Source organism: Streptomyces sp. NPDC047002, from assembly GCF_040704505.1.
GTDB lineage: Bacteria > Actinomycetota > Actinomycetes > Streptomycetales > Streptomycetaceae > Streptomyces.
In genome coordinates, this window is record NZ_JBEYWC010000002.1 from 161,740 (window position 1) to 185,559 (window position 23,820).

The 23,820-nt window shown below is 73.3% G+C and carries 17 protein-coding genes and 1 tRNA gene; 9 read left to right on the plus strand and 9 right to left on the minus strand.

Annotation, left to right across the window (positions count from 1 at the left end; all coding sequences use genetic code 11):
- Positions 1–55: 55 nt before the first annotated feature.
- A tRNA-Arg gene (locus tag AB0910_RS03730) sits at positions 56–127 on the plus strand.
- Between the two features lie 296 nt (positions 128–423).
- Here AB0910_RS03730 and AB0910_RS03735 read toward each other — a convergent pair.
- The 4 genes from AB0910_RS03735 to AB0910_RS03750 form a co-directional block, all read right to left on the minus strand.
- A complete protein-coding gene (locus AB0910_RS03735; RefSeq protein WP_366742863.1) occupies positions 424–3,621 on the minus strand; it encodes a BTAD domain-containing putative transcriptional regulator in 3,198 nt (1,065 codons plus the stop codon).
- A gap of 623 nt (positions 3,622–4,244) precedes the next feature.
- A complete protein-coding gene (locus AB0910_RS03740) occupies positions 4,245–5,465 on the minus strand; it encodes an MFS transporter (protein ID WP_366742864.1) in 1,221 nt (406 codons plus the stop codon).
- A 62-nt stretch (positions 5,466–5,527) separates the two neighbouring features.
- Positions 5,528–6,799 (minus strand): ATP-grasp domain-containing protein, encoded by a 1,272-nt coding sequence (locus AB0910_RS03745; RefSeq protein WP_366742865.1) that lies wholly within the window; start codon positions 6,797–6,799, stop codon positions 5,528–5,530.
- Between the two features lie 172 nt (positions 6,800–6,971).
- Positions 6,972–8,327 (minus strand): aspartate aminotransferase family protein, encoded by a 1,356-nt coding sequence (locus AB0910_RS03750; RefSeq protein ID WP_366742866.1) that lies wholly within the window; start codon positions 8,325–8,327, stop codon positions 6,972–6,974.
- A 232-nt stretch (positions 8,328–8,559) separates the two neighbouring features.
- Between AB0910_RS03750 and AB0910_RS03755 the strand changes: the two genes are divergently transcribed.
- Together AB0910_RS03755 and AB0910_RS03760 are read left to right on the plus strand one after the other, a co-directional pair.
- A complete protein-coding gene (locus AB0910_RS03755) occupies positions 8,560–9,744 on the plus strand; it encodes an LLM class flavin-dependent oxidoreductase (RefSeq protein WP_366742867.1) in 1,185 nt (394 codons plus the stop codon).
- A gap of 14 nt (positions 9,745–9,758) precedes the next feature.
- The gene (locus tag AB0910_RS03760; RefSeq protein ID WP_366742868.1) at positions 9,759–10,757 is read left to right on the plus strand and encodes an alpha/beta fold hydrolase; all 999 of its coding nucleotides are present in this window, start codon (positions 9,759–9,761) and stop codon (positions 10,755–10,757) included.
- Between the two features lie 277 nt (positions 10,758–11,034).
- Here AB0910_RS03760 and cs1 read toward each other — a convergent pair whose 3' ends face one another.
- From cs1 to AB0910_RS03780, 4 genes are read right to left on the minus strand one after another with little or no spacing between them, the layout of a single operon-like run.
- Positions 11,035–12,009, minus strand: a complete 975-nt coding sequence (gene cs1, locus AB0910_RS03765) for a clavaminate synthase Cs1 (protein ID WP_366742869.1) — start codon at positions 12,007–12,009, stop codon at positions 11,035–11,037.
- The gene (gene speB / locus AB0910_RS03770) at positions 12,006–12,956 is read right to left on the minus strand and encodes an agmatinase (RefSeq protein ID WP_366742870.1); all 951 of its coding nucleotides are present in this window, start codon (positions 12,954–12,956) and stop codon (positions 12,006–12,008) included. The genes cs1 and speB overlap by 4 nt, the downstream gene beginning before the upstream one ends.
- Before the next feature lie 39 nt (positions 12,957–12,995).
- Entirely contained in the window at positions 12,996–14,513 is a 1,518-nt protein-coding gene (locus AB0910_RS03775; protein ID WP_366742871.1) for an asparagine synthase-related protein, read from the minus strand.
- Between the two features lies 1 nt (position 14,514).
- Positions 14,515–16,230 (minus strand): thiamine pyrophosphate-binding protein, encoded by a 1,716-nt coding sequence (locus AB0910_RS03780; RefSeq protein ID WP_366742872.1) that lies wholly within the window; start codon positions 16,228–16,230, stop codon positions 14,515–14,517.
- A gap of 378 nt (positions 16,231–16,608) precedes the next feature.
- Here AB0910_RS03780 and AB0910_RS03785 point away from each other — a divergent pair, with 378 nt between their 5' ends.
- From AB0910_RS03785 to AB0910_RS03800, 4 genes are all read left to right on the plus strand, one after another.
- On the plus strand, positions 16,609–17,607 hold the full coding sequence (locus AB0910_RS03785; protein ID WP_366742873.1) for an aldo/keto reductase: 999 nt from the start codon (positions 16,609–16,611) through the stop codon (positions 17,605–17,607).
- 154 nt (positions 17,608–17,761) lie between these two features.
- Positions 17,762–18,217 carry a nuclear transport factor 2 family protein gene (locus AB0910_RS03790; protein ID WP_366742874.1) on the plus strand — a complete coding sequence of 152 codons (456 nt, stop codon included), beginning with the start codon at positions 17,762–17,764 and terminating at the stop codon, positions 18,215–18,217.
- A gap of 40 nt (positions 18,218–18,257) precedes the next feature.
- Positions 18,258–19,454 (plus strand): serine hydroxymethyltransferase, encoded by a 1,197-nt coding sequence (locus tag AB0910_RS03795; protein WP_366742875.1) that lies wholly within the window; start codon positions 18,258–18,260, stop codon positions 19,452–19,454.
- Between the two features lie 75 nt (positions 19,455–19,529).
- Positions 19,530–20,063: a flavin reductase family protein gene (locus AB0910_RS03800; protein WP_366742876.1), complete on the plus strand. Its 534-nt coding sequence runs from the start codon at positions 19,530–19,532 to the stop codon at positions 20,061–20,063.
- Here AB0910_RS03800 and AB0910_RS03805 read toward each other — a convergent pair.
- Positions 20,060–21,898, minus strand: coding sequence for a BTAD domain-containing putative transcriptional regulator (locus AB0910_RS03805; protein WP_366742877.1), 1,839 nt, complete (start codon positions 21,896–21,898; stop codon positions 20,060–20,062). The two genes, AB0910_RS03800 and AB0910_RS03805, sit on opposite strands and share 4 nt — an antisense overlap.
- 314 nt (positions 21,899–22,212) lie before the next feature.
- Here AB0910_RS03805 and AB0910_RS03810 point away from each other — a divergent pair, with 314 nt between their 5' ends.
- Together AB0910_RS03810 and AB0910_RS03815 are read left to right on the plus strand one after the other, a co-directional pair.
- The gene (locus AB0910_RS03810; protein WP_366742878.1) at positions 22,213–23,067 is read left to right on the plus strand and encodes an AfsA-related hotdog domain-containing protein; all 855 of its coding nucleotides are present in this window, start codon (positions 22,213–22,215) and stop codon (positions 23,065–23,067) included.
- 105 nt (positions 23,068–23,172) lie between these two features.
- Positions 23,173–23,817, plus strand: a complete 645-nt coding sequence (locus AB0910_RS03815; protein WP_366742879.1) for an isoprenylcysteine carboxylmethyltransferase family protein — start codon at positions 23,173–23,175, stop codon at positions 23,815–23,817.
- Positions 23,818–23,820 lie beyond the last annotated feature (3 nt).

Below are 23,820 nucleotides of genomic sequence, written 5' to 3' on the forward strand. Positions count from 1 at the left end.
CGACGACCCCCCGGAAGCTGGTAAGGTTCCTGTCGTCGCCCCGAGGGGCGGCAGCGCCCCCGTAGCTCAGGGGATAGAGCAACGGCCTCCGGAGCCGTGTGCGCAGGTTCGAATCCTGCCGGGGGCACTTCACATGAAGTGCCCAAAGACCCCGTCACCAGCGGAGACGCTGAGGCCGGGGTCTTCTTGTGTGCGCAGCCGTATGCCACCGTGAGCGGGCCTGTGCCCGCCCCTGCGGCCTGTTCGCGGCCACGTCCGATCGGCGGTCCGCAGGTGGGGCCGGGAAACGCGAAGGCCCTCGGACAGCGCCGAGGGCTTCGTGCGGCCGGACATCCAGCCCCCTCCCGGGCCGGGGCAGCTCGTCACCGCACTGCGCTGAGCCCGGGAGCCCGCGGTGCGGCGGGGCGGCTTGGGGGCGCGGGGTCAGGGGCACGGGGCGGGTGGGGTGTGGGGGAGGAGGTCGGCGAAGGGCCATTCGGGGCGGCGGTAGACGTATTCGCCGCGTTCCTCGATCTCCCGGGACGCGCGGGTGATCGCCCGGTGGGTCTGGTCGGGGTCGCCTGCGTGGCGTGCGGCGTCCGCGAGCAGTCCCAGGTGCAGGGTGCGGCGCAGGAGCGCGCGGTGCTGGGACGCCTCGCGCAGCGCGGTGCGTATGCGGGCGAGCCCGGCCTGGTGCATGCCCTGGCGGACCTCGGCCCAGCCGAGCGGGACGGCCAGCATGCGGTGCCAGTAGGTGAGTTGGCACCGCTCGGCCAGGTCGACGCCCGCCCTGCCGGCCTTCCAGGCGCCCTCGGCGTCCCCTTGCAGGGTGGCGAGCAAAGCGTCCACGTAGCGGGCGAAGGCGCGGTCCCAAGGGCGGTCGTAGCGGTGGGACTTGGTCAGCCGCAGGAGGTCCGCGCGGTGGTGCAGGGCCTGTTCCCGGTGGCCGCTGAGCCAGTGGGTGAGCGCCAGGTAGGCGCGGAAGTCGATCCGCTGGTCGTGCAGGAGCGAGCCGGGCCGTGACTCTCCGTCGGGCGCGTCCATGAGCCGGTCGATGATCTTGACTCCGCCGGTGAGCGCCGCGAGGGACTCCTCCAGGCGGCCCGCCACGTGGAGCGTGACGCCCTCCGCGTAGCACGCCGCCGACCTGGCGCGCCGGCCGCCGCCGTGCTCGGCGAGCTCGTGCAGGAGCCCCGCGGTCTCCGCCGCGGTGGCGTACCGGCCCTCCGCGAGGGTGACGATCGCCTGGGTGTGGAGCAGCTCCGTGGGCTGTGTGTTGTCGAGTACGTGCTCCAGGTGCCTGGCCCGCCCGAAGGCGCCCGCCACCCGCCGCGACCCGTAACCCTCCAGCACGCCGCCGAGCCACATCATCCGTTTTCGCAGGCGCAGTTCGACCAGGAGCGCCCCGTCGTCCGCCGGCAGTGCGGTCAGGACGGACGCGATGTCTTCGAGGAGGCGCATGGCGTCGCCGTGGAAGAAGCGCTCCTGGGCCTGGTCGGCCAGGTCGAGCAGCGGGCCCGTGCCCTCGGCCGCGCCGAGGGTCTGGGCCGCCTCGCGGCAGTGGCGGCGGAGCTCCGCGGTGTCGTCCCCCGTCTGGTACTGCCCGGCCAGGGCCCGCGAGACGTCCTGGTGCCAGCGCGCGCGGGCGGTGGGCGTGGTCCTTTCGAGCAGGAAGTCCCGTACCAGCCCGTGGGGGAAGTGGAGCAGGTCCTCGTCGGCCGCCTCGTGGCGAAGGAGCCCGGTGGCCAGGACGTCGTCGACGAGGCTCGTCGGCAGCCCGCGCGCGGCGAGCACCTCGCCCAGCAGGTGGCGTCCGACGCGCGGGCCGATCACCGCGCAGAGGGTGAGTGCGTCGTACGCCTCGCGGGTGCAGCCGCTCAGCCGCTCGTGCAGCACCTCGCGCACCTCGAAGGGCAGGGGGCGCCGCCGCGCCGGATCGGCGAGCGTCCCCGCCGTGATCAGGCTGCGCAGCAGGAACGGGTTCCCGCCGGTGGCCAGGTGCAGGCGCCGCACCTCGTCCTGCGCGGGCGCGGTCCCGCCGACCGCGGCGATCAGCCGGCCGCTCTGCGCCTCGGTCAGCCCCTGGAGCTGGAGCGTGTCGACGTTGCTCTCCTGGAGGATGCGTCCGACCGCGCGGCGCAACTCCCGGTCCCTGAGCAGTTCGTGGTCCCGCAGGGACGCGACGATCAGCACCCGCGTCCTGGCGATCTGCCGGGTCAGCAGGTGCAGCAGGTCCAGCGCGCGCGGGTCGGCGAAGTGCAGGTCTTCGAGCAGGCACACCAGGGGGCCGCGCCGCGCGGCGGAGAGGATCGCCCGGCACACCCGCATCTGGCGGTCGAAGTGCTCGGCGGGCGTCCAGCCGTCCTCCGCCGCGAGGTCGACGGGTGCGGCCGACTCCTCCTCCACCGGCAGCTGTTGGACGGTCTGCTCCCAGACCCAGTAGGCGGGCGACGAGGGGACGGCGCTGCACGAGGCGGAGACGACATGCACCTCGGGGCCCGCGGTGCGGGCCACCTCCCGCAGCAGCCGCGTCTTGCCGATGCCCTGCTCGCCGAGGACGAACAGCAGGTGACCGCCCTCGCGGCTGGTCTCGCCCAGCAGGTCGCGCAGGCGCGCGAGCGCCTCGGGGCGGTCGACGCGCGAGCGGTCGGGCGCGGGCGCGGGTACGTCGGGTGCGGGCGCGGGCGCGGGTACGTCGGGTGCGGGCGCGGGCGCGGGTACGTCGGGTGCGGGCGCGGGCGCGGGCGTGGGTACGTCGGGTGTGGGCGCGGGCGCCGGGGCGGCCCTCGGCGGCACGGCGGCCAACGGCACCTGCGGGTACACCTCGTCGGCGCCGGGCCCGCGGCGCTCGGCCTCGGACGGCGGGCCGCTGTCCGGGGACACCTGGAGCTCCTGGCGGAGTATCTCCCCGTGCAGGACCTTCAGTTCACGGCTCAGGTCGACCCCGAGCTCCTCGGCGACCGCGCTGCGCATCCGCTCGTACGTCAGGAGGGCCTCGGCCGGCTGGCCGGAGTGGTACTGGGCCCTCATCAGCTGGCCGCCGAGTCTTTCGAGCCCGGGATTCCTGCGGAGTTCCTCGGAGAGCTGGACGGTGACTTCCTCGTACGCGCCGAGGCGCAGCGACGCCTGGGCCCACAGATCCAGCGCGCGCAGCCTGATCTGTTCGAGGCGGTCCGCCTCCGTCACCGCGAATTCGTAGTCGCAGAGTTCACCGAGCGGCTGCCCCTTCCACAGGTCGAGGGCCGACCACGCGACGGTGCGCGCGCCTTCCGTGTCGCCGGATTTGAGCAGTATCCGGCTGTCCTTGACCTTCGCCTCGAATATCACGGCGTCGACGAGTCGCGCGTCGGCGTCCAGCTGGTACCCGTGGGGGTGGTGCGCGAGCCGCACGCAGCGGTCGTGGCGCCCGAGCACCTTCCTGAGGCGGGACACGTACGCCTGGAGCGTGCCCGTGACCTGGCGCGGGGGGTTCTGGCCCCAGATCGCCCGGATGATGGAGGACAGGGGGACCACGCGTCCGACGTGTGTCAGCAGGACGGCGAGCAGGGCCCGTTGCCTGGGCGGGCCGAGCTCGATGTACTTCCCGTCCGCGCTGAGGCTCAGGGGTCCGAGAATCTCGAATCGGAGGTGAGAAGCGGTCATGTCGTCTTCCGCTGCGCAGCTACGGCTCTGATGCATCTGTTCCTCGGTTCAAGTGTGTCCGACGACCTGCGACGCCTGTCTTCAGCCACCTCTCTGCGTAGAGCCGACGAGGGGGATCGCCCCGCGTCCTCTGCGGTGAATATGCGGCAGTGGAGTTCCGTCGCCGTCCCCGTCCACTACCTCTCCTGAATCCGGCCGCGGCCGGTCGGGTATCGTCCTGCTTTTTCGTCAGCTTCCGTGTCGATGTGGAGGTCGATGTCGCATTCCTCGTCTGTCGGCACGGGCTGATGCTTTGGCCGTGAAAGGCCGACCGAGTCGCGAAAGGCCGATGGCGCCGGTAAAAGACAGGAAAAGACAAGGCAAACTGCAAAAACCTGAGGAAAGCTCAGAAAAGTCGAGAAAAAGCGGGTTACCTGCCGTGTCGCGGGGCCGCTCCCGCGAGGGGCGCGGGCCCGGCGCGGTGGTGCGGTCCTGTCCTGTCGGCCGCCGATGCGCGCCGCGGCGGCCTCAGCGCCCGGCCGGTCTCGCGCCTCCCGGGAGGGCGCGGACACGCCGGGGCCCGGCGGGGCGGGACGGCCGGGGGACGCGGGCCGCGGACGCCGGCGCGGGTGCTCCCCGCCCGCTCACAGCGCCGCCGTGTCGGTGCCCTCGGGCGCGGGCACGGCGGCGGGCGCAGGCCGGCGCAGCCGTACGAGCAGCAGGTGCGCGCAGGCCGCGGCCAGTGCGAGCACCAGGCACATCGCCCACACGACCGCCGTGTCGAACGCCTCGATCAACTGCCCGCTGAGCAGCGGCGCGAGGGCCACGGCCGCGCTCCACACGGACAGGAACCAGCCCTGGTAGGTGCCGTGGGCGTGGGGCGGCGACAGGGCGGCGACGAGCGCCATGCACGTCGGCCACACCACGATCTCGCCCAGGCTCCAGATCACCACCGTCGTCGCGTACCCGGGCAGGGAGTGGACGAGAGCGGTCAGACCGAGCCCGAGCCCGGTCACCGCGGTGGCGGCGGCGAGGGCCGCCTCGGGCCGCAGGCGCCCGGCCAGGCGGGTGAGCGGCAGTTGGAGTACGGCGATGACCAGGCCGTTCATCATCATGGCCAGGCCGTAGTCGGCCGGCGAGAGATGGTCGGACGTCATGGTCAGGGGCAGCGCGACCAGCGGCTGCTGGAACAGCACGCCGAGCAGCAGCACCGAGCCGAGCAGGACGAGGAACGGCCGGTCCCGGTGGACGGCCACGGCGGGCCGCACCGCCTTCCCGCCGTCCGGGGCCGCGCCCCGGGCCGCTGGGGCCGGCCTGGTCTCCGGCACCCACCGGTAGACCACGGCCCCCGCCGCCAGGTTGGCCAGCGCGTTGACGACGAAGAGGATGACGAAGCCGTGCTCGGCCGCGGAGCCCGCCGTCACGGCGGCCACGGAGAACCCCAGGTTCGTGGCCCAGTACAGCAGCGAGTACGCGCGCGGCCTGTCCGCCTCGTCCACCAGGTCGGCGACGGCGGCGGCGCGGGCCGGGCGCGTGGCGTTCAGCCCCACCCCCACCACCAGCGTGCCCACAAGCACCAGGGCCTCGGAGCGCGCGGTGCCGAGCACCACCATGCCGGTGACGGCCAGGGCCTCACTGGCCAGCAGGACCGTGCGGCGGCCGAGGCGGTCGGCGAGCACCCCGCCGAGCAGCGAGGCGATGCCGCTGCCGACGCCGAACACGGCGAGCGTCAGGCCGGTGAAGGACGCCGAGTAGCCCCGCTGCCCGGTCAGGTAGATCGCCAGGAACGGCAGGACGAACCCGCCGGCCGAGGTGATCAGCATCCCCGTCCACAGCCACCAGAACGGGCGGGGGAGGCCGCTCACGGTGGTCCGCAGGGGATCCGCGAGGCGTCGTGCGCCACGGTGCGCCGCGCCGTGGCGCGTGCTCAACTCCTCTCCTCCTCGTACACGACGTGCAGCGTGCTCGCGAGGTGGTCGCGGAAGGCGGCGGCCTCCGCGTCGGACGTGTGCCGGGACAGCACGATCGCCGGGTAGCCCGACCAGTCCGGGTAGGGGCGCAGCACCGCACCCGGGCCCACGGTCTGCACGACGAGGTCCACCCGCGGGTCCTCGCGCACCGCGTCGAGGCCGCGTACGGCGCTGATCCGGCCGCCGGTGCCGACCGGTACGAGATAGGCGGCCGCGTGCCCGGCGGGCACCGGTTCCTCGCTCCAGCACAGCGGTTCGAGGCCGAGGTGGACGCGGAGCGCCTCGGCGGCCAGGTCGATGCCGCCGCCGACGTCGACGAGGTGGTGCATGAAGCCGCCGCCCCCGATGCGCGCGCCCATCTCGAGGAGCACCGGCCGCACCCCGCCGACCAGCCGCAGCTCGGTGTGGGTGGTGCCCTCGGTGAGCCCGAAGGCATGGTGCGCCGCGACGACTTCGGCCTCGACCGCGGCGAGCACCTCGGCCGGCAGCTGGGCCGGGGCCCGCAGGGTGGTCTCCTCGAAGTAGGGGCCCGTGAGCTCGCCCTTCCAACTGACGGCGCAGACACGGACCGTGCCGTGGTGGACCAGGGACTCGGCGGAGATCTCGGGGCCGTCGAGGTACTCCTCGACCAGTACGCCGCCCTCCCCTGCGGCCGGCCCCGCACCCCGCAGATGGGTCTCGACCAGCTCCCAGGTGCGGGCGACGGCCTCCTGGAGGCCGTCCTTGTCGTCGACGCGGATCACTCCGAGGCTGGAGAAGCCGCTCGCCGGTTTCACGACGACGGGGAAGCGCAGGGTCAGCGCCTCCGTCCAGTCGTCGGGCCCTTCGAGCACCGTGAAGCCGGGCGCGCCGAGCCCCGCCTCCCGCAGGAGGCGGCGCATGCTGCGCTTGTCGCGCACCACGGCCGCCGCCTGCTCGGAGATCCCCGTGAGGCCCAGCTCACGCGCCGCCCTGGCCACGAAGGGCACGACCTTCTCGTTGCCCGCCATGATCCCGCCGAACGGCTCGCGCCGGTAGCGCTCGGCGACCGCGGCCAGGGCGGCCTCCTGGTCGCCGTCCACGTCCAGCGGGAGCACCTCGACCACCGCGGCGGCCCGCGCTGCCGCCTCGGGGGTGTCGTCGCCCCTGGGGGCGAGGATCAGGTCGATGCCCGCGCGCTCGGCCGCTTCGAAGACCCACGGCAGGGTCGACAACTGACCGACGAGCAGGAGTTTCGGACGCTGGGGCATGGCGCTCTCCGATGGTCGATGCAGAACGGGGGGTTCGGCCGGCCTGGCCGGTACTGCCTCGTCCGGAAGTCTGCTCCGGCGGCTTGAACAAGGCTTGCAAACCGTTGGACGGGGCGCTGGGCGCGCGGCCCTCAGCGCAGGTGGACCGGGGTCCGCGCGGCTGTACGGGCCGTCAGCGCACGTGGCCCTGGGGGTCCGTGCGGCTGAGCACCGACCTTAGCCCCTCGACGAGTTCGTCCGCCTCCTCCCGGGTGAAGATCAGCGGCGGATTGATCACCAGGGCGTACGGATTGGTGCGCAGGATGATGCCGGCCTGCTCCCGCAGGGCGTCCGACACCTCCCCGGTGCCGCCGGGCAGGGCCGTGCGCGCCTCCTTGTCCGAGGTGAGCTCGACGGCCATCTGCAGGCCGAGGCCGCGTACCTCGCCCACGACCGGCAGGTCCGTCAACTCGGCCATCCTGCGACCGAGATGGTCCGCGATCAGCGCGGCGTTCGCCAGCAGCCCCTCGCGTTCGAGGATGTCGAGGTTGGCCAGGGCCACCGCGCACGCCGTGGGGTGCCCCGTGTACGTGTAGCCCATGGGGAAGCCGGACTCGCCGGTCACCCGGGAGGCGATCTCCTCGGTCGTCAGCACGGCGCCGTGCGGCAGGTACCCGGAGGTGAGGCCCTTGGCAGTGACCATGATGTCGGGCGTCACCCCGTAGTGGTCGGCTGCGAACCAGTGTCCGGTGCGCCCGTAGGCCGAGACCACCTCGTCCGAGATCAGCAGGATGCCGTAGGAGCGCAGGAGTTCGGCCGTGCGCGGCCAGTAGTCGGCCGGCGGGACGACCGCGCCGCCGCCGCCCATGACCGGCTCGCCGATCATCGCCGCGATCCGCTCGGGTCCGATCCGCTCGATGGTCTCGCGCAGCTCCGCGAGGCAGAAGTCGGTGACGTCCGCGCCGTCGAACAGGTCCCTGCGGTACGGGTGCGGCGGGGTCAGGAAGTGCACGTCGGGCAGCGAGGGCCCGAACCCCTCGTGGTAGACCGGGGATCCGGAGACGCCGCCGCTGCCGTAGCCGATGCCGTGGTAGGCCATACGGCGCGACAGCACCCAGGTGCGCCCCGTGTCGCCGCGGCGGTGGTGGTAGAGGCGCGCCATGCGCAGGGCTATCTCGTTGCCCTCGGCGCCGCCGCTGGTGAAGTAGACCTGGCTCAGCCCCTCGGGGCTCAACTTCGTGAGCCGCGAGGCCAGTTCGATTGCACGGTCGTTGGTGATCGTCCCCCAGGTGTGGAAGTACTCGAGGCGGGTCATCTGGTCGGCGGCGGCCCGTGCGAGCTCGGTGCGCCCGTGGCCCACCTGGCACACGCCGAGCACGGCGGAGGCGTCCAGATAGCTGCGGCCCGCCGCGTCGACGACACGGCTGCCGGAGCCGGAGACGAGCACCGTGCGGTCGGTCCTGTGGGCCGGTAGCGTGGGGTGGATGAGCGCGGCACGGTCCGCTGCGACGAGCCCTGAGGCGAGCTCGGCGGGGGCTTGAGAGGTCACGGTGTGCTCCTTCGGGAGGCGGGGGCTGCGCCCACACTGCCTCCGCCCGCTTGGCGAACACTGGACGTCCCGCTGTGTCCCGGCCGCGCCTGTGCCCCGCCCGGCGGCGGCTTCCGGCCTGGTGGCAGACGCCGCGTCAAGCGGACGCCAAGGGGGCGCTGCGACGATCGGGCCTTCCCCCACCGCATCCCCTTTCCCGGTTCTCCCGGTGCTGCGACCCGAAAGGATTCCCGTGAAGTCGATCCTCTTCTACCTGCCGACCGTCGGCAGCCACGCGCAGGTCCTGCGAGGCATGTCGGGCGTCAACCCGCGCAACTACCAGAACATGCTCAGGCAGCTCACCAAGCAGGCCCAGGCCGCCGACGAACTCGGCTACTGGGGACTCTCGTTCACCGAGCACCACTTCCACGTGGAGGGCTTCGAGGTCTCCAACAACCCGATCATGCTGGGCCTGTACCTGGCCATGCAGACCAAGCACATCAGGGTCGGCCAGATGGCCAACATCCTGCCCTTCCACAACCCGGTGCGGCTCGCGGAGGACCTCGCGATGCTCGACCACATGGCGCACGGCCGCACCTTCGTCGGCATCGCGCGCGGCTTCCAGAAGCGCTGGGCCGAGATCATGGGCCAGGTGTACAACGTGGGCGGCACGCTCTCCGACGCAGGCGAGAACGACCGGCGCAACCGGGCGCTGTTCGAGGAGCACTGGGAGATCCTCAAGAAGGCGTGGACCAGGGAGACCTTCACGCACTCCGGCGACCAGTGGACCATCCCCGTCAAGGACCTGGAGTTCGACTACGACGCCGTGCGCCGCTACGGCAGGGGCGTCGACGAGAGCGGGATCGTCCACGAGGTGGGCATCGCGCCCAAGCCGTACCAGCGGCCCCACCCGCCGGTGTTCCAGCCCTTCAGCTTCAGTGAGGACACCTTCCGCTTCTGTGCCAGGGAGGGCGTGGTGCCCATCCTGATGAACACCGACGACCGGATCGTCCGGCGCCTGATGGACCTCTACCGGGAGGAGGCGGAGGCGGCGGGACACGGCGCACTGGGCAGGGGTGAGCGCATCGGTGTGATGAAGGACGTCCTGGTGTCGCGGGACGCCGACGAGGCGCACCACTGGGCGGCCCGCGGCGGCGGCTTCATCTTCGAGAACTGGTTCGGCCCCATGGGCTTCACCGAGGCGCTGCGCAACGTCGGCGAGAAGGGGCCCATCGGCTCCGACTACGCCACGCTCGTCGAGCGTGGCCTCGAATGGGTCGGCACGCCCGACGACATCAACCGCAAGATCGAGAAGCTGGTGGAGCACCACGACCCCGAGTACCTGCTCCAGTGCCAGTACTCCGGGCTCATCCCCAACGACGTGCAGCTGCGCAGCCTGGAGCTGTGGGCCACCGAGATCGCGCCGAACTGGCTGTGAGCGGAGGCCGCGCGGTGGACCACGACGTCTTCACACTCGACACACTGCCGCTGCTCGGCGGCGGCACCCTGGACGGTGCGCGCATCGGCTACGCGGTGCACGGCACACTCGACGCGGACGGCTCCAACGCCGTCCTGTGCCCGTCCTTCTTCGGCGGCGACCACACCGGCTACGACTGGCTGATCGGGGAGGGCAGGCCGCTCGACACCCGCCGCTACTGCGTCGTCACGGCGGGCCTGTTCGGCAACGGCGTCTCCAGCTCGCCGAGCAACCACCCGGCGGGGGCGGACTTCCCGCTGATCACCCCGCAGGACAACGTGGCGGCCCAGCACCGGCTGCTCACCGAGCACCTGGGCGTGCGCGAACTGGCCCTGGTCACCGGGTGGTCGATGGGTGCCGCACACACCTACCAGTGGGCGGTCTCGCACCCGGAGATGGTGCGCAGGATCGCGCCGGTCTGCGGCTCCGCCGTGACCAGCGAGCACAACAAGGTCTTCCTGTCGGGCCTGGCGGCCGCGCTGAGCGCCGACGGCGGCGGTGAGCGGGGGCGGCGCGCCGCAGGCCGGGTCTTCGCCGGCTGGGCGGCCTCGCACCCCTTCTGGGCCGAAGAGGGCTACCGGGAGCTCGGGTTCACCAGCAGGGAGGAGTACCTCACGGGCTTCTGGGAGCCGTTCTTCACGGCAGGACCCGCCGCAGCCGACCTGCTCGCCATGGTCCGCACCTGGGAGCACGCGGACGTGGGCGCGAGCCCCGGCTTCGGCGGCGACGCCGCGGCGGCCCTGGCCTCCGTCACCGCCGATGCGGTGCTCCTGCCCGGCGCCCTCGACCAGTGCTTCGCCGTGGCGGACGAGGAGCGCGCCGCCGGGCTGTTGCCGCACGCGACGCTCGAAGTGGTCCCCGGTTCCTGGGGCCACCTGGCGGGCGCGGGGGCCGGCGCCGCCGACCGCGACTTCGTGGGCGGCGCCCTGGCCAGGCTGCTCGGGCGCCGTACGGCGGAGCCTGCGGCGGGCTGACGGCCCGCGGCGCGCGGGCCGCGGGCCGAAGGATGGAGCGGCGGACGGTGCACGTGCACCGTCCGCCGCTCCGTGCCGCTCTGAGCCGCCCGGGCACGGGACGCACCGGCCGTGTGCGCAGGGCGCGCACGGCCCACAGCGCACAGCGCGCGGCGGCCGCGCACGGGGCCCTCTCGTACGGACGAGGCCCGGTGCGCGGCCGCCGCGCAGGGCTGAGGGAGCCGGGGGAGGGGGCGTCGTCGGCCCCTCCGCCCGGCTCCCGATGCGGTGCCGCGGGTCAGCCGCGGGGCGTGAAGCTCACCACGTCGCCCGCGCGCTCGCCGCCGGACAGCTGGCCGTTGCGCTCGGTGCGGATGTAGACCCGGTGCAGCCAGCGGTCCTTGCCGTCCCAGCGGGGCGTGAAGGGGGTGCGGGCGTGCGTGGTGCGGAAGTTGTCGACGATGAGCAGGTCACCCGGGGTCAGGTAGACCGCCTCCGTGACCTCGTCGAGCGCCTTCGACAGCGCGTCGACCGCCTTCGCGTCCGCGGGGTCCTCCGGGGCGAGCAGCTCGCGGTCGTAGCCGAGGAAGGGGTCGTCCTTCTCGCCGTAGAGCGGCTTGACCTGCGCGATCGCACCGGGGTCCGGTACACCGCCGCGGAAGGCGACGTCGACGCAGCACGGCATCCTGCGGTCGTGGAGCCGTGCGCGCGTCTCGGGGGTGAGCAGCGGCAGCGCCTTGCGTACGGACGCGACGAGCGTGGCCGCCGTGCGCTCGTGGTCGGCCCGCGAGCAGGCCAGCATCACGTAGTTCGGCTGGAGGTGGTGGTAGGCCATCTCCGTGTGGAACTCCAGCAGCGTCTCCGAGGTCTCGGAGGACAGGTAGTGGGCGTTCGGCGAGGGGTACACGTCGTGGTAGACGGTGCCCGACCGCAGCTCCTGGTAGCCGGTGTGCAGGCCGAGGCGCCGCCCGACGAGCGCGAGCATCGCCTCCATGGTGAGCAGCGGGCGGTCCTCGGGGGCCGGCGTGGTGGTCGGGGTGGGCGGCAGGGCCTCGGTCGCCTCCACGGGCAGGCCCCGCAGCAGCAGGTAACCGTCCTGGTTCCCCGAGGAGTTGAAGGAGTCCAGCTCGCGCGCCAGGGCGTCGGGCAGGTCGAGGGTCGCCGCACCTGCGCCCTCCAGGAAGGCGTACAGGTCGGCGCGGGGGACACGGGGCAGCCGCGCGGCGAGCGCGAGCAGGTCGTCGGCGTACGGGGTGCAGTCCACGACTGTCACTGGGAGTTCCTTTCATGGGTGTGGGCGCGTGCGTACTGGTAGAGCAGCTCAGCGCCGATCTCGGTGGCGAGGATCGAGGTGATGCCGCCGTGGTCGTACAGGGGCGAGACCTCCATGACGTCGAAGCCGACCGGCCGCAGGTCGCCCACGCACCGCAGCAGGGCGAGCACCTCGCGCGAGGTGAGGCCGCCGGGCGCGGGGGTCCCCGTCCCCGGCGCGAACGCCGGGTCCATGACGTCGACGTCGACCGAGACGTACAGCGGCGCGTCGCCCGCGGTCTCCCGGACCAGGCGCGCCGCCGCCTCGGTGCCGAGCGCGGTGAACTCGTCCGTGGTGACGATGCGTACGCCGTGGCCGCGTGCGTAGTCCAGCGAGTCGGGCTTCGGGTTGTGCCCGCGTATCCCGATCTGCACCATGCGCCGCGGGTCCACGAGCTTCTCGTCGATGGCGTGGCGGAACGGCGTGCCGTGGTGGTACTCGCCGCCGTAGAAGGCGGGGTTGGTGTCGCTGTGGGCGTCGAGGTGGAGCACGGCCAGCGGGCCGTGCTTGTCCGAGGTCGCGCGCAGCGCGGCGAGCGTCAGCGAGTGGTCGCCGCCCAGCATGAGGAACGCCCCGTTGTCGGCGAGGAGTTCGGTCAGCCGCCGCTGGGCGTGGTCCATCGCGATGTGCATGTTGAACGGGGTCAGGTCGATGTCGCCCGCGTCCGCGCACCGGATCAGGTCGAACGTGCCGGGCCCCCGGTCGATGCCCACCCCGTGGATGAGCCCCGACTCGCCGCGGATGGACCGCGGGCCGAACCTGGCCCCGGGACGGTAGCTGGTGCCGCCGTCGTACGGGGCCCCGACGACGACCACGTCGAGGCCGCCCGGCTCCGGGTCGTGCGGCAGGCGCATGAAGGTGGGGATCTGCGCGTAGCGGGGTGAGACGTTGGTGTCGATGCGTTCCACGCCGTCATGACTCCTTCGGGTCTGCGGTACGGGGTTCCGTCACGAGCCGGTCCCCACGCGGTGCCCGAGCCGGTCGGCGACCGACTGGACCGCCTGCGCCGTCTCCACCTCGTCCGGGTGCCGCCCCGCCACCACCACGGCGTCGAACAGCTCCTGCACCACCAGGCGTTTGGCCTGGTGCACGCGGGACGGCTCGATCCCCGCGCCGGTGAGCAGCCGGCTGAACGAGGAGGTGGCGCCTGAGCCCTCGTGCACGCCGAGCTTGGGGCGCAGGACGGTCTGGGACGGCAGCAGGTCGCCCATGGCGGCGCGCAGCACCCACTTGTCCTGCCCGTAGCGGCGCTTGAGCCCGGACTCCAGGGTGACCAGGAGGTCGAGGACCTCCCGGTCCCAGTACGGGTGGGTGGACCAGTGGCCGCTGATGCCGGAGAGCACGGGCGTCATCTCGTTGAGGCCGTCGTACGTCGCCATGTCGTGCGCGAGCGCGCTGTCCAGGGCGGGCAGCCGGTCCTCGCGGTGCATGCCGCCGAGCGGGATGTCCGCGCCGTACCCGGTCAGGATGCGGCGGCCCGGTCCTTCGAGCCGCAGGTACAGCGCGGTGAGCGGCAGCAGGTACTCGATGATGTCGGGATCGAGCGACTCCGCGGCCCACACGGCGTGCGGCAGGCGCCGCAGCAGGTCGGCCGTGGTGACGGTGATCTCGCGGTGCGCCGTGCCGAGGTGCTCGGCGACGAGCCGCGACTGCGGGAACTCGTCGGCCACGTCGGTGCCCATCGACACGGTGTCGATCGGCCCGTCGGTGCCGAGGGCCGCGAGCGCGGCCACACTGGAGGAGTCGATGCCGCCCGACAGGACCACGAGCGGCGCCGCCTGGCCCGAGCGTGCGCGCACCGCGCGCCGCAGGCTTTCCCGGACGGCGTCCACCGCGTCCGCCTCGGGGAGGATCCGGCGCTGCAGCGGCGGCGCCCAGGTGCGGTGCGCCGTGCACGTGCCGCTGCCCAGGGACGTTTCGAGCACCGTGCCCGCGGGGACCTGGTGCACCCCGGGGAGCCGGCGCACGGCGCGCCCCGCGCGCAGGGCGCGCCCCGCGGCCACGCCCCGCAGCGCCTTCGCCTCGGTGGCGGCCGTCACCCGGCCCGGCAGCACGCTCACGTAGAGCGGGACCGAGCCCGCGTGGTCCGTGGCGAGCAGGACCCGGGGCCCGGCGTGCAGGAGGATCGCGAAGCGCCCGTTGAGCAGGCGGAACGCGTGCAGGTCGTAGCGCTCGAAGAGGGCGAGGACGAGCTCGGCGTCGCCCACCGGGTCGCCGGAAGGCAGCAGCGAGCGCAGTTCTTCACGGTTGTAGAGCTCACCGGCCAGCACGAGCGACGTGCCGCGGCCGCGTGCCCTGGCGCCGTCCGGCGCGCCGCTGTGCACCAGCCCGCTGAACACGGTGCGCCCTTCGAACTCCTCGCGGGTGTCGTCGCGCAGGCCGGCGGTCGCCAGGGCGGCGAGGGGGAGCGATTCGTCCCCCTCCCGCACGGCGGCGAGGAAGCCGGTGGCGGCAGGCAGCGACATCTCAGATGTCCAGGGCGCCGAAGCCGCCGGCCGTGAAGTCGTAGTTCACGGGCACCTCGATGAGGAAGGGGCGCCCGAGCGCCGCTCCCTTGCGCAGCGCGGCGAGCAGGTCCTCCCTGCTGGCGGCGCGCACCGCCTCCACGCCGTTGGCCTGGGCCAGCTTCGTGAAGTCCACACCGGTGAACTTGACGACCGGGTCGAAGGAGCGGCGGTGACCGAGGTTCTGGTACAGCTCGATCAGCCCGTTGGTGTCGTTGTTGACGACCACCGTCACGATCGGCAGGTTGAGCCGCGCGATCGTCTCCAGGTCGGCGCTGTTGGAGTGGAAGCCGCCGTCGCCGGCGATGAGGAACGTCGGCTGCCCTGGCCTGGCCATCTGGGCGCCCATCGCCGCGGGTATGCCGTAGCCGAAGCTGGAGCAGCCCGCCGACGTCAGGAACCCGAAGGGCTGGTCGGCGCGGGCGAAGAGGACCCCGTAGTGCCGGAAGAAGCCGATGTCGGAGACGATCGTGCCCTCGCCCGTCTCCGCGGTCTCGGCCATCACGGTGTTCATGCAGTCGATCACCTGGTGCACGCGCATGCCGTCCGCGTACGCCGTGGGGTCGGCGAGGAACTCCGCGATCCGCTCCCGCAGCGGCGCGATGTCGTGCGCGGTCTTCGGCGCGAGCCTCGCGGTGCGCTCGTCCACGTGCTCCACGAAGGCGAGCACGTCGGTGACGACGTCCACGTCCGGCTGGAACACCCGCGGCACGGGGTTGACCGTGGGGGAGACCCGCACGGTCTTCTTCTCGCCGCCCCGCTGCCACATCGAGGGCCGCAGGTCCTCCGCGTAGTCGTAGCCGAGGGTGACGATCACGTCGACCGGGCCGAACAGCGTGTCCAGCGCGGGGAAGGAGAGGATGCCGTCCATGTACCCGGTCACCGCACCGTAGTTGAGCGGGTGGCCCTGCGGCATCACGCCCTTGGCGATGTACGTCGTGATGACCGGGATGTTGAGCCGCTCGGCCAGCGCCCGCACGGCCGGCGCCGCACCCGAGCGGATCGCCGCCGCGCCCACCACGAGGACCGGGTGCTGCGCCTCGGCGAGCAGCTCGGCCGCCTCGTCGGCCGCCGCCTGCCAGCCGTCCTGGACCACGCCGAGGGGCTTGTCAGGTGTGCGGGCCGGCGGCCGGGACTCCGCGGCGTCGGTCTCGGCGCCGAGCAGGTCGACGGGGAGGGAGAGGAAGCTCGGCCCGACGGGCTCCGTCATGGCCGCGGAGACCGCCGAGTCCACCAGGTCGGTGATGTCGTCGGGGCGCTGAAGCTCCACCGCGTACTTCGTCAGCGGGCGCATCACACCGACCGCGTCGACACACTGGTGGGTGTCGTTGTGGAAGACGTCGTACGACTCGGACTGGGCGGCCAGCGCGATGACCGGCGAGCGGTCGAGCACCGACGTGGCGACCCCCGTCGACAGGTTCGTCATGCCGGGCCCCAGCGTGGCCCAGCACGCCTGCGGCCGGCCGCTGATCCGGGCGAGCACGTCCGCGGCGACGCCCGCGGTGAACTCGTGGCGGGTCAGGACGAAGTCGATCCCCTCCACCTCGTCGAAGAGAATGGACGCGGCCTCCCGGCCGACCACGCCGAAGACCGTTTCGACTCCGTGGTCCCGCAGCCGCCGCAGCAGGGCGTATGCGGTCGTGGGGTTGTTGCTCGGAGTGGTGGACACGCGCGACATGGAAACTCCTCATGCATACGGAAGTGGCTGCGCTCGTGCGGGCCACGGACCGCGCCGCGGAATCGGCGCCGTCTTCGGTGACAGGTCTCGCCCGGCACGCTCCGCCCACTGTGGCGACCCCGCCTTGCACGAAGACGGATGGCGCACTTGCAGAAAACGCACCGCAGGTGACGTGCGGCGTCACCGCGCCGTGACAGACAACTCCCTTGCTCGGAAGCGGCGTTGTGGATACCAGGGGCGGCCGTTACCGTGCTGGACCAGGAGTGCGCACCGCCGGCCGCACGGTCCGGCCGCCCGCGCTCCCGTCCCCTCGCTGCCGCGCCTTCCGGTGGGACACCCCGGACCCGGCCGCGTCCCCCCGTACCGGAGGTTCCTGCCATGCCCACGCCCCGCGCCGCCCTGCCCCGGCGTACCCTGCGCACGCTCGAAGTGAGCGCCCAGGGCCTCGGCTGCCTGCCCACCACGGACTTCTACGGCCGCCCCGACCCCGAAAGGGCGCTCGCCGCGATCCGCGCCGCCCTGGACGCCGGGGTGACCCTGCTCGACACCGCCGACGTGCAGGGCCTGGGCGCGGGGGAGGAACTCCTCGCCCGCGCCGTCGCCGGGCGCAGGGACGGCGTGGTGATCGCCAGCAAGTTCGGCATGGTGCGCTCGGCCGAGGGCTTCCAGGGCCTGTGCGGCGAGCCGTCCTACGTGCGGGCCGCCTGCGAGCGCTCGCTCAGGCGCCTGCGCACCGACCGCATCGACCTCTACTACCAGCACTGGATCGACCCCGCGGTCCCCGTCGAGGAGACCGCGGGCGCGGTGGCCGAGCTGATCGCGGAGGGCAAGGTGCGCCACTTCGGGCTCAGCGAGCCCGCCGCCGCCACCCTGCGCAGGGCCGACGCCCAGTGCCCCGTCACCGCCGTGCAGAGCGAGTGGAGCCTGTGGACGCGCGGCATCGAGGACGAGGTCGTGCCCGTCTGCCGCGAGTTGGGCATCGGCATCGTCGCGTACGCGCCGCTCGGCCGCGGGTTCCTCACCGGCCGCATCACCACCCAGGACGACCTGGCGGACGAGGACTTCCGGCGCGGCCAGCCGCGCTTCGCCCCCGCTGCCCTCGCCCGCAACCAGGAACTGCTGCGCCGCCTGCGCCCGCACGCCGGCCGGCTCGGCCTGACCCTGGCGCAGCTCGGCCTCGCCTGGCTCCACCACCAGGGCGCCGACGTCGTGCCCATCCCCGGCACCGGCGACCCGTACCACCTGGCGGAGAACCTGTCCGCCGCCGCCGTACGCCTGAGCGAGGACGACCTCGCCGCGGTGACGGCGGCCGCCGCCTCGCTGCCCGTGCACGGTGAGCGCTATACGCCGGCCATGCTCGCCATGACCGGCAACTGAGCGCCCCTGCAAGCGCGTCGGCACCACACCGTCAAGCCCGCGGCAAGCCGCCCCTGCCATCGTTGCCGCGGGCCGCAGGCCGCCGGGAAGACGACACCGTCCACGCCGGGGCGCCGTGCCCTCTGGGAAATCCCCTCTGTTTGGGAGGTCGTTCATGCCCGCGGCAGCAAGCCCGATGACGGACGAACAGCGAAAGGCCGTCATCACCGCCTATCTCAAAGCCTTCGACAACGGCGGGACGAGCCACGACGGAATACCCCTCATCGAGTTCTTCGCCCCCGACGCGCTGTTCTTCTTCCCCAAGTGGGGGCTCGCGCACGGAAAGAGCGAGATAAACGAGATGTTCGGGGACCTCGGCAAGACCGTCGTCTCGGTCGAGCACCACTTCTCGTCCTTCAACTGGATCACCACGGGAACCGACGTGCTCGCCGTCGAGGGAACCACCCACGGAGAACACCGCGACGGCCCCTGGCGCGTGGGCGTACCCGAGTGGGGCGCCGGCCGCTGGTGCGGTGTGTTCGAGGTGCGCGACGTCCTCATCCAGCGCGCCTTCATCTACATGGACCCCGACTACGCGGGCAAGGACGTGGCCCGCTACCCGTGGCTGTGACCCCGCGCCCCGCCCACACCCCCCAGCACAGGAGCTACTGATGGACGTCCTCGCCGCCCTCCAGCGCAGGCCCAGCCTCAACCTCTTCCCCATCGAGAACCGCCTCTCGCCGCGGGCAGCGGCCGCACTCGCCACCGACGCGGTCAACCGCTACCCCTACTCCGAGACGCCCGTCGCGGTGTACGGCGACGTCAGCGGCCTCAACGACGTCTACACGTACTGCGTCGACCTCACCAAGGAGTTCTACGGGGCCCGCCACGCCTTCGTGCAGTTCCTCTCGGGCCTGCACACCATGCACACCGTGCTGACCGCGGTGACCCCGCGCGCCGGCCGCGTCATGGTCCTCGCCCCCGAGGACGGCGGCCACTACGCCACGGTGACCATCTGCGAGAGCTTCGGCTACGAGGTCGACTTCCTGCCCTTCGACCGCGCACGCCTCCAGATCGACCACGCCGCGCTCGCCGCCCGGGTCGCCGAGCACCCGGTCGACGTCATCTATCTCGACGCCTCCACCACCCTGCGCTTCCCCGACGCCGAGGCGCTGCGTTCCGCGGCCCCCGCCGCGACCATCTGCCTCGACGCCTCGCACCTGCTCGGCCTGCTGCCCGCCGCGCCGGGCACCCTCCTCCTCGACGGCGGCTTCGACAGCATCTCCGGCAGCACGCACAAGACGCTGCCGGGCCCGCAGAAGGGCCTCCTCGTCACCAACAGCGACGACCTCGCGGAGAAGGTGGCGGGGCGGATCCCGTTCACCGCGTCGAGTTCCCACTCCGCCACGGTCGCCAGCCTGGCGATCACCCTGGAGGAGCTGCTGCCGAACCGCACCGCCTACGCGACCCAGGTCATCGCCAACGCCCGGCGGCTGGCCGACGAGCTGGCCCGCCGCGGCTTCGAACTGCCCGGCGCCGACTTCGGCTTCACCGACACGCACCAGGTGTGGCTGCACATGCCGGAGAGCAGCGGCACACACGCCTGGGGGCGGCTGCTCACCGGCGCCGACATCCGCACCACCACGGTCGTCCTGCCGAGCAACGCCCGGCCGGGGCTGCGCCTTGGGACCCAGGAGCTGACGCGCTGGGGCATGAAGGAGGACGACATGGCCGCGGTCGCCGAACTCCTCGCCCGCCTCCTGCTGCGCTCCGAGGACCCCCGCAAGGTCGCCGCCGACGTCGCCGACCTGGCCCGGGAGTTCCCCGGGGTGGCCTATGTCGGGCAGCCCGTCCCGGCTGCCGCCTGAACCCCCCGGCGGGACGTGCGGCGGGCACACCGCGGGCACGCCCCGCCGGCCGGCAGGACCGGAGGTACGACGACGATGAGGGAACCCTCCACACAGGAAGCCGACGTGGTCCCGGCGCGCGCAGGGCGCCCCCGGGTGGCCGGGGCGCTGCTGCGCCGGGTGGCGGGCCACCACCCGACCGGGGTGGTCCTGGTCACCGGGCCGCCGCCCGCCCCCGACCAGCCGCCGCCCGCCATGGTGATGGGGACCTTCACCTCGGTGTCGCTCGACCCGGCGCTCGTCGGGCTCCTCCCGGCCAGGACCTCCACCACCTGGCCCCGCATCCGCGCGGCGGGGTGCTTCTGCGTCAACGTGCTGGCGGCGGACCAGGAGGAGCTGTGCCGCAACTTCGCCGCCGCCGACCCGGGACGCTGGCGGGTCCCGCACCGGCCCGGCGCCTGCGGCGCCCCCGTCCTGCTCGGCGCCCTGGCCTGGTTCGAGTGCGACGTGGCCGGCGAAGTGGACGCGGGCGACCACTGGTTCGTCACCGGCGCCGTCCGCGACCTGGCGATCCAGCGCGGCGGCCCGCCCCTGGTCTTCTTCCGGGGGCGCTACGCCCACTGCGGCTAGGGCGAGTCCGGGGGCGCCGGCAGGGTGCGGGCGAAGGCGCGGACGAGGGGGTGGAAGGAGTAGCGGCCGAAGGCGTGCTGCTGGAGCAGGTTCATGTCGAGCAGCAGCTCCAGGGACGCCTCGGCCAGCTCCTTGCCGGTGTTCAGGAGCGCCGCGGCCGCCGCGATGCCCAGGTCGGGCCCCGCATGGTGGCCGAGCGTTCTGAAGTCGGCCCGGTGCTGCGGCGGTATCGCCTCGTACGAGACGCGCAGCGTGCTCTCCACGCTGATGTCGCCGCACCGGAGCTCCGCGAGGACGCGGCCGCCGTCGCGTAACCGGTCGGCCAGGTGGCCGAGCGGCCAGTGGGGCCGCTTGCGCAGCCTGGCCCCCGCCGCGCGCACGGCCAGCGGCAGGTTGCCGCAGAGCCGGACGAGTTCGGAAGCGGCCGGGCGCTCCGCGGCGACCCGGTCGGCGCCGAGGATGCGCCCGAGGAGCTCGACGGCCTCCGCCTCGTCGAACGGATCGAGGGTGAGCCAGGCCGTCGAGTCGAGTTCGGCAAGACGGATCCTGCTCGTCACGAGCACCAGACTGCCCGTGCAACTGGGCAGCAGGGGCCGCACCTGGGCAGCGTCGGCAACGTTGTCGAGGATCAGGACGAAGGGCTGGTCGGCCGTCGCGCTGCGCCACCGCGGCACCCGGGCGAGCGGCTCGGGCGCCGCGGGCTCCTCGCCCGGCACCTCGCCCAGCGTCGCCAGCAGCGCGCCAAGGGCCTCCCCGGTGGACAGGGGCTCGGCGCCCGCGGTGGAGCCCCGCAGGTCGAGGTAGAGCTGCCCGCCCGGGTACGCGGGGGCGAGGAGGTGCGCCACCCGCACCGCGAGCGCCGTCTTGCCGCTGCCTCCCATGCCGTCGATCACCAGGACCCGCGGGCCGGGGCGCCCCGAGTCCTTCGACACGGCGGAGACGAGCTGCTCGGTCTCCCTGTCGCGCCCCGTGAAGTCCCCCAGCCCGTGCGGCAGTACCCGCGGCACGGGCGGCCTGGGCGGCGCCGGGCGTACCACGGCGGACGGCACGGCGCGGTGGCGGGCGCCGTCCAGCTCGGGGGACCCGCGCAGGATCGCCGTGTGCAGCGTCGACAGGCGGGGGCTCGGCTCTATCCCGAGGTCCTCGGCGAGCAGGGAGCGCAGCCTCGCGTACTCCTCCACCGCCTCGCCGCGCCGCCCCGAGCGGTGCAGGGCGAGCATGAGCTGGCCGCGCACGTTCTCCCTGAGCGGGCTCGCGGCGACCGCCGCGCGCAACTCCCCGATCAGCTCGCCGGCTTCGCCCCTGCCGAGGCGCAGGTCGAAGACGAGCTCGGTCGCGGCGATGCGGCGCTCCTCCCAACTCGCGGCAGCGGCCTCGATGACGGGCCCGCCCGTACCGGCGAGGACGGGCCCGCGCCACAGGTCGAGGCCCGCCTGGAGGTCGGCCACGGCCGCGTCGATACGGCCCTCCTCGTGCGCCTTCCGCGCGGTGCGCATCCGCGCGGCGAAGACCCCCAGGTCCACCTGGCACTCCGGCACGGCCGCGCGGTAGCCGGGCGGCTCGGTGACGATGAGCGTGCGGCCGCCCGAGATGCGCCTGCGCAGGTCGGCGACGGCCTTGCGGATCTGCTGGAGCGCCGTCGCCGGCGGTTGGTGGCCCCACACCGCCTGGATCAGCCGGGAGGCCGGGACCATGTGCCCGGCCTCGAACAGCAGCATCACCAAGACGCGTTCGTTGACGCTCCCGCCGAGCTGGAGACGGCGGTCGCCCTGCCAGCCTTCGAGCGGGCCGAGGACCCCGAAGCGGACGTCCTCGTACGGAGGTTCAGCCTGCAATGCCGATGCTCCAACCTCGTCGGTCCCCGTGGTCGTCAACATGCCCCGGGGCACCCGCGTCATGCCGGGGACACGCCGGCAGTTGAGTGTTTCCGAAATGCCTGGACGGGCCCGTTCCTCCCGGTCGCAGCCCTGCGCGGACCGGCCGGGCCGCCCGCTCGGCGCCGCGCCCGCGGCCCCCGGTGCAAGCCCGCCGTCCGGCGCGCTGCAAGGGCGCCTCAGCACAATCGTCACCCAGTGTTCGCCGAACGTTCCGTCTGCGAGCCGGTCGGCCCACGGTCGTGCCTGTGGCGGGCTCACCCCGAGGAGGACCTGTGCGACCCCAGTCGACGAGCGAGGCAGCCGTGCCCGCAGAGCTCGCGGATCCATTGGAGCCAGGAGGCCCACCCGACCCCCGCGACGTGGTCTTCATCGTCGGTGACAATTTGGCGAGCCGCTCGCCGGCCGCCGGCCTGATGTCCCTGACCGCGCTCCTCACAGGACTGGACAACGGCTCGGTGCGCGCACCGTGGCCGGTCCTGGTGCCGGGGCAGGGGATCGAGCGCTACGAGCGCGAGATCGTGCGCGGCCGCTTACGCCGGCTCGGCATACCGGAGTCGATCCTGCGGGACCCGCCCATGCCCCCGATGCTGGGCTGCGCCGAGGTGCACAAGCACAACCCGGACAACGTCCTCCTTGCCGGGCTCGACCGGGTCGCCGACGACCGGTTCTCCGCGGCCCTGCGCATCAGCGACCGGCAGGAGATGGTCCTCGACCACGCCGCGAGCGCCCATGTCACCGCGGCGGTGATCACCGAGGTGGTGCGGCAGATGTCGCTCGCCGTGGCCGAGCGCTACCTGCTGGCGAGGACCGGGACGCCCCGCCGCTTCATCCTCAACTCCCTGGAGAGTTCCTTCAGCAGGTTCCTCCTGCCGCTGCCCACCCGGATCGACTACCGGCTGGAGGAGCACGTTTGGAAGGGGCAGGACCGGCTGCGCTTCCGCGGCCGGTGCGACCTGGTGCAGGCGGGAGCCTCGGCGGCCACCGGGTCCATGGACATGGTGGTGATGGCGGAGAGCAGGGCGGCCCTGATCGAGGAGCGGCAGTTCCTTGAGGCGATGCCCCGGCTCGCGTACCTCGGGGACGCCGCGGGCGCGCCGCTCGGCGACGGCGCCTTCGTGCACCACTGACCCGCCGCCGCGCCACCCCCGTGGCCGCCGGCCCGGCGCGGCGGCCGGCGGCCGCCCGCGCCACCCGCCATGTGAACGGTCCACCCCCGACCCCCGGAAGGCGTCATGCGCTGGATTCTGCGCAAGTACCCGCTCTTCGTCCTCGCGGTCTGCCTCGCGGCGACCGGGACCGCCGTGGTGCGAGGCGCGCTCGGCTGGTCCGACGCCTGGCAGCGGGTGGCCGTCGTGCTCGCCGGGCTGCACCTGCTGTGGCTCGTCCTCGAAACCTGGACGACCGTGCGCAGTTCGACGTCCACGGAGACGGCCACCGACCGCGGCACGATCTACGTCTACGCCACCGCGCGCGCCGCCACCGTCGCCACCGCCTGCCTGGTGCCGGCCGACCAGCGCACGTACCACCCGTGGATGCTCGCGGTGCCCGTGGTCTTCGCGGCGGCCGTGGCCCTGCGGCTGGTCGCGATCCGCACCCTCGGGCGCTTCTACTCGCACCGGGTGCGCGCCCTCGACGACCACGAGATCGTGCGGACGGGGCCCTACCGGTGGGTGCGGCACCCCGCCTACCTCGGCATGGCGCTCGCCCATGTCGCGTTCGTGGTCTTCTTCCTCAACACCGCGAGCGCCGCGGCGCTGATGGTGCTGCTTCCCACGCTCGTCGTGCGCATCCTCGTGGAGGAGCGGATGCTCCTCCGGCTTCCCGGCTATTCCGCGTACGCGGCGTCACACCGCCGCGTCATCCCCTGGGTGTGGTGAATG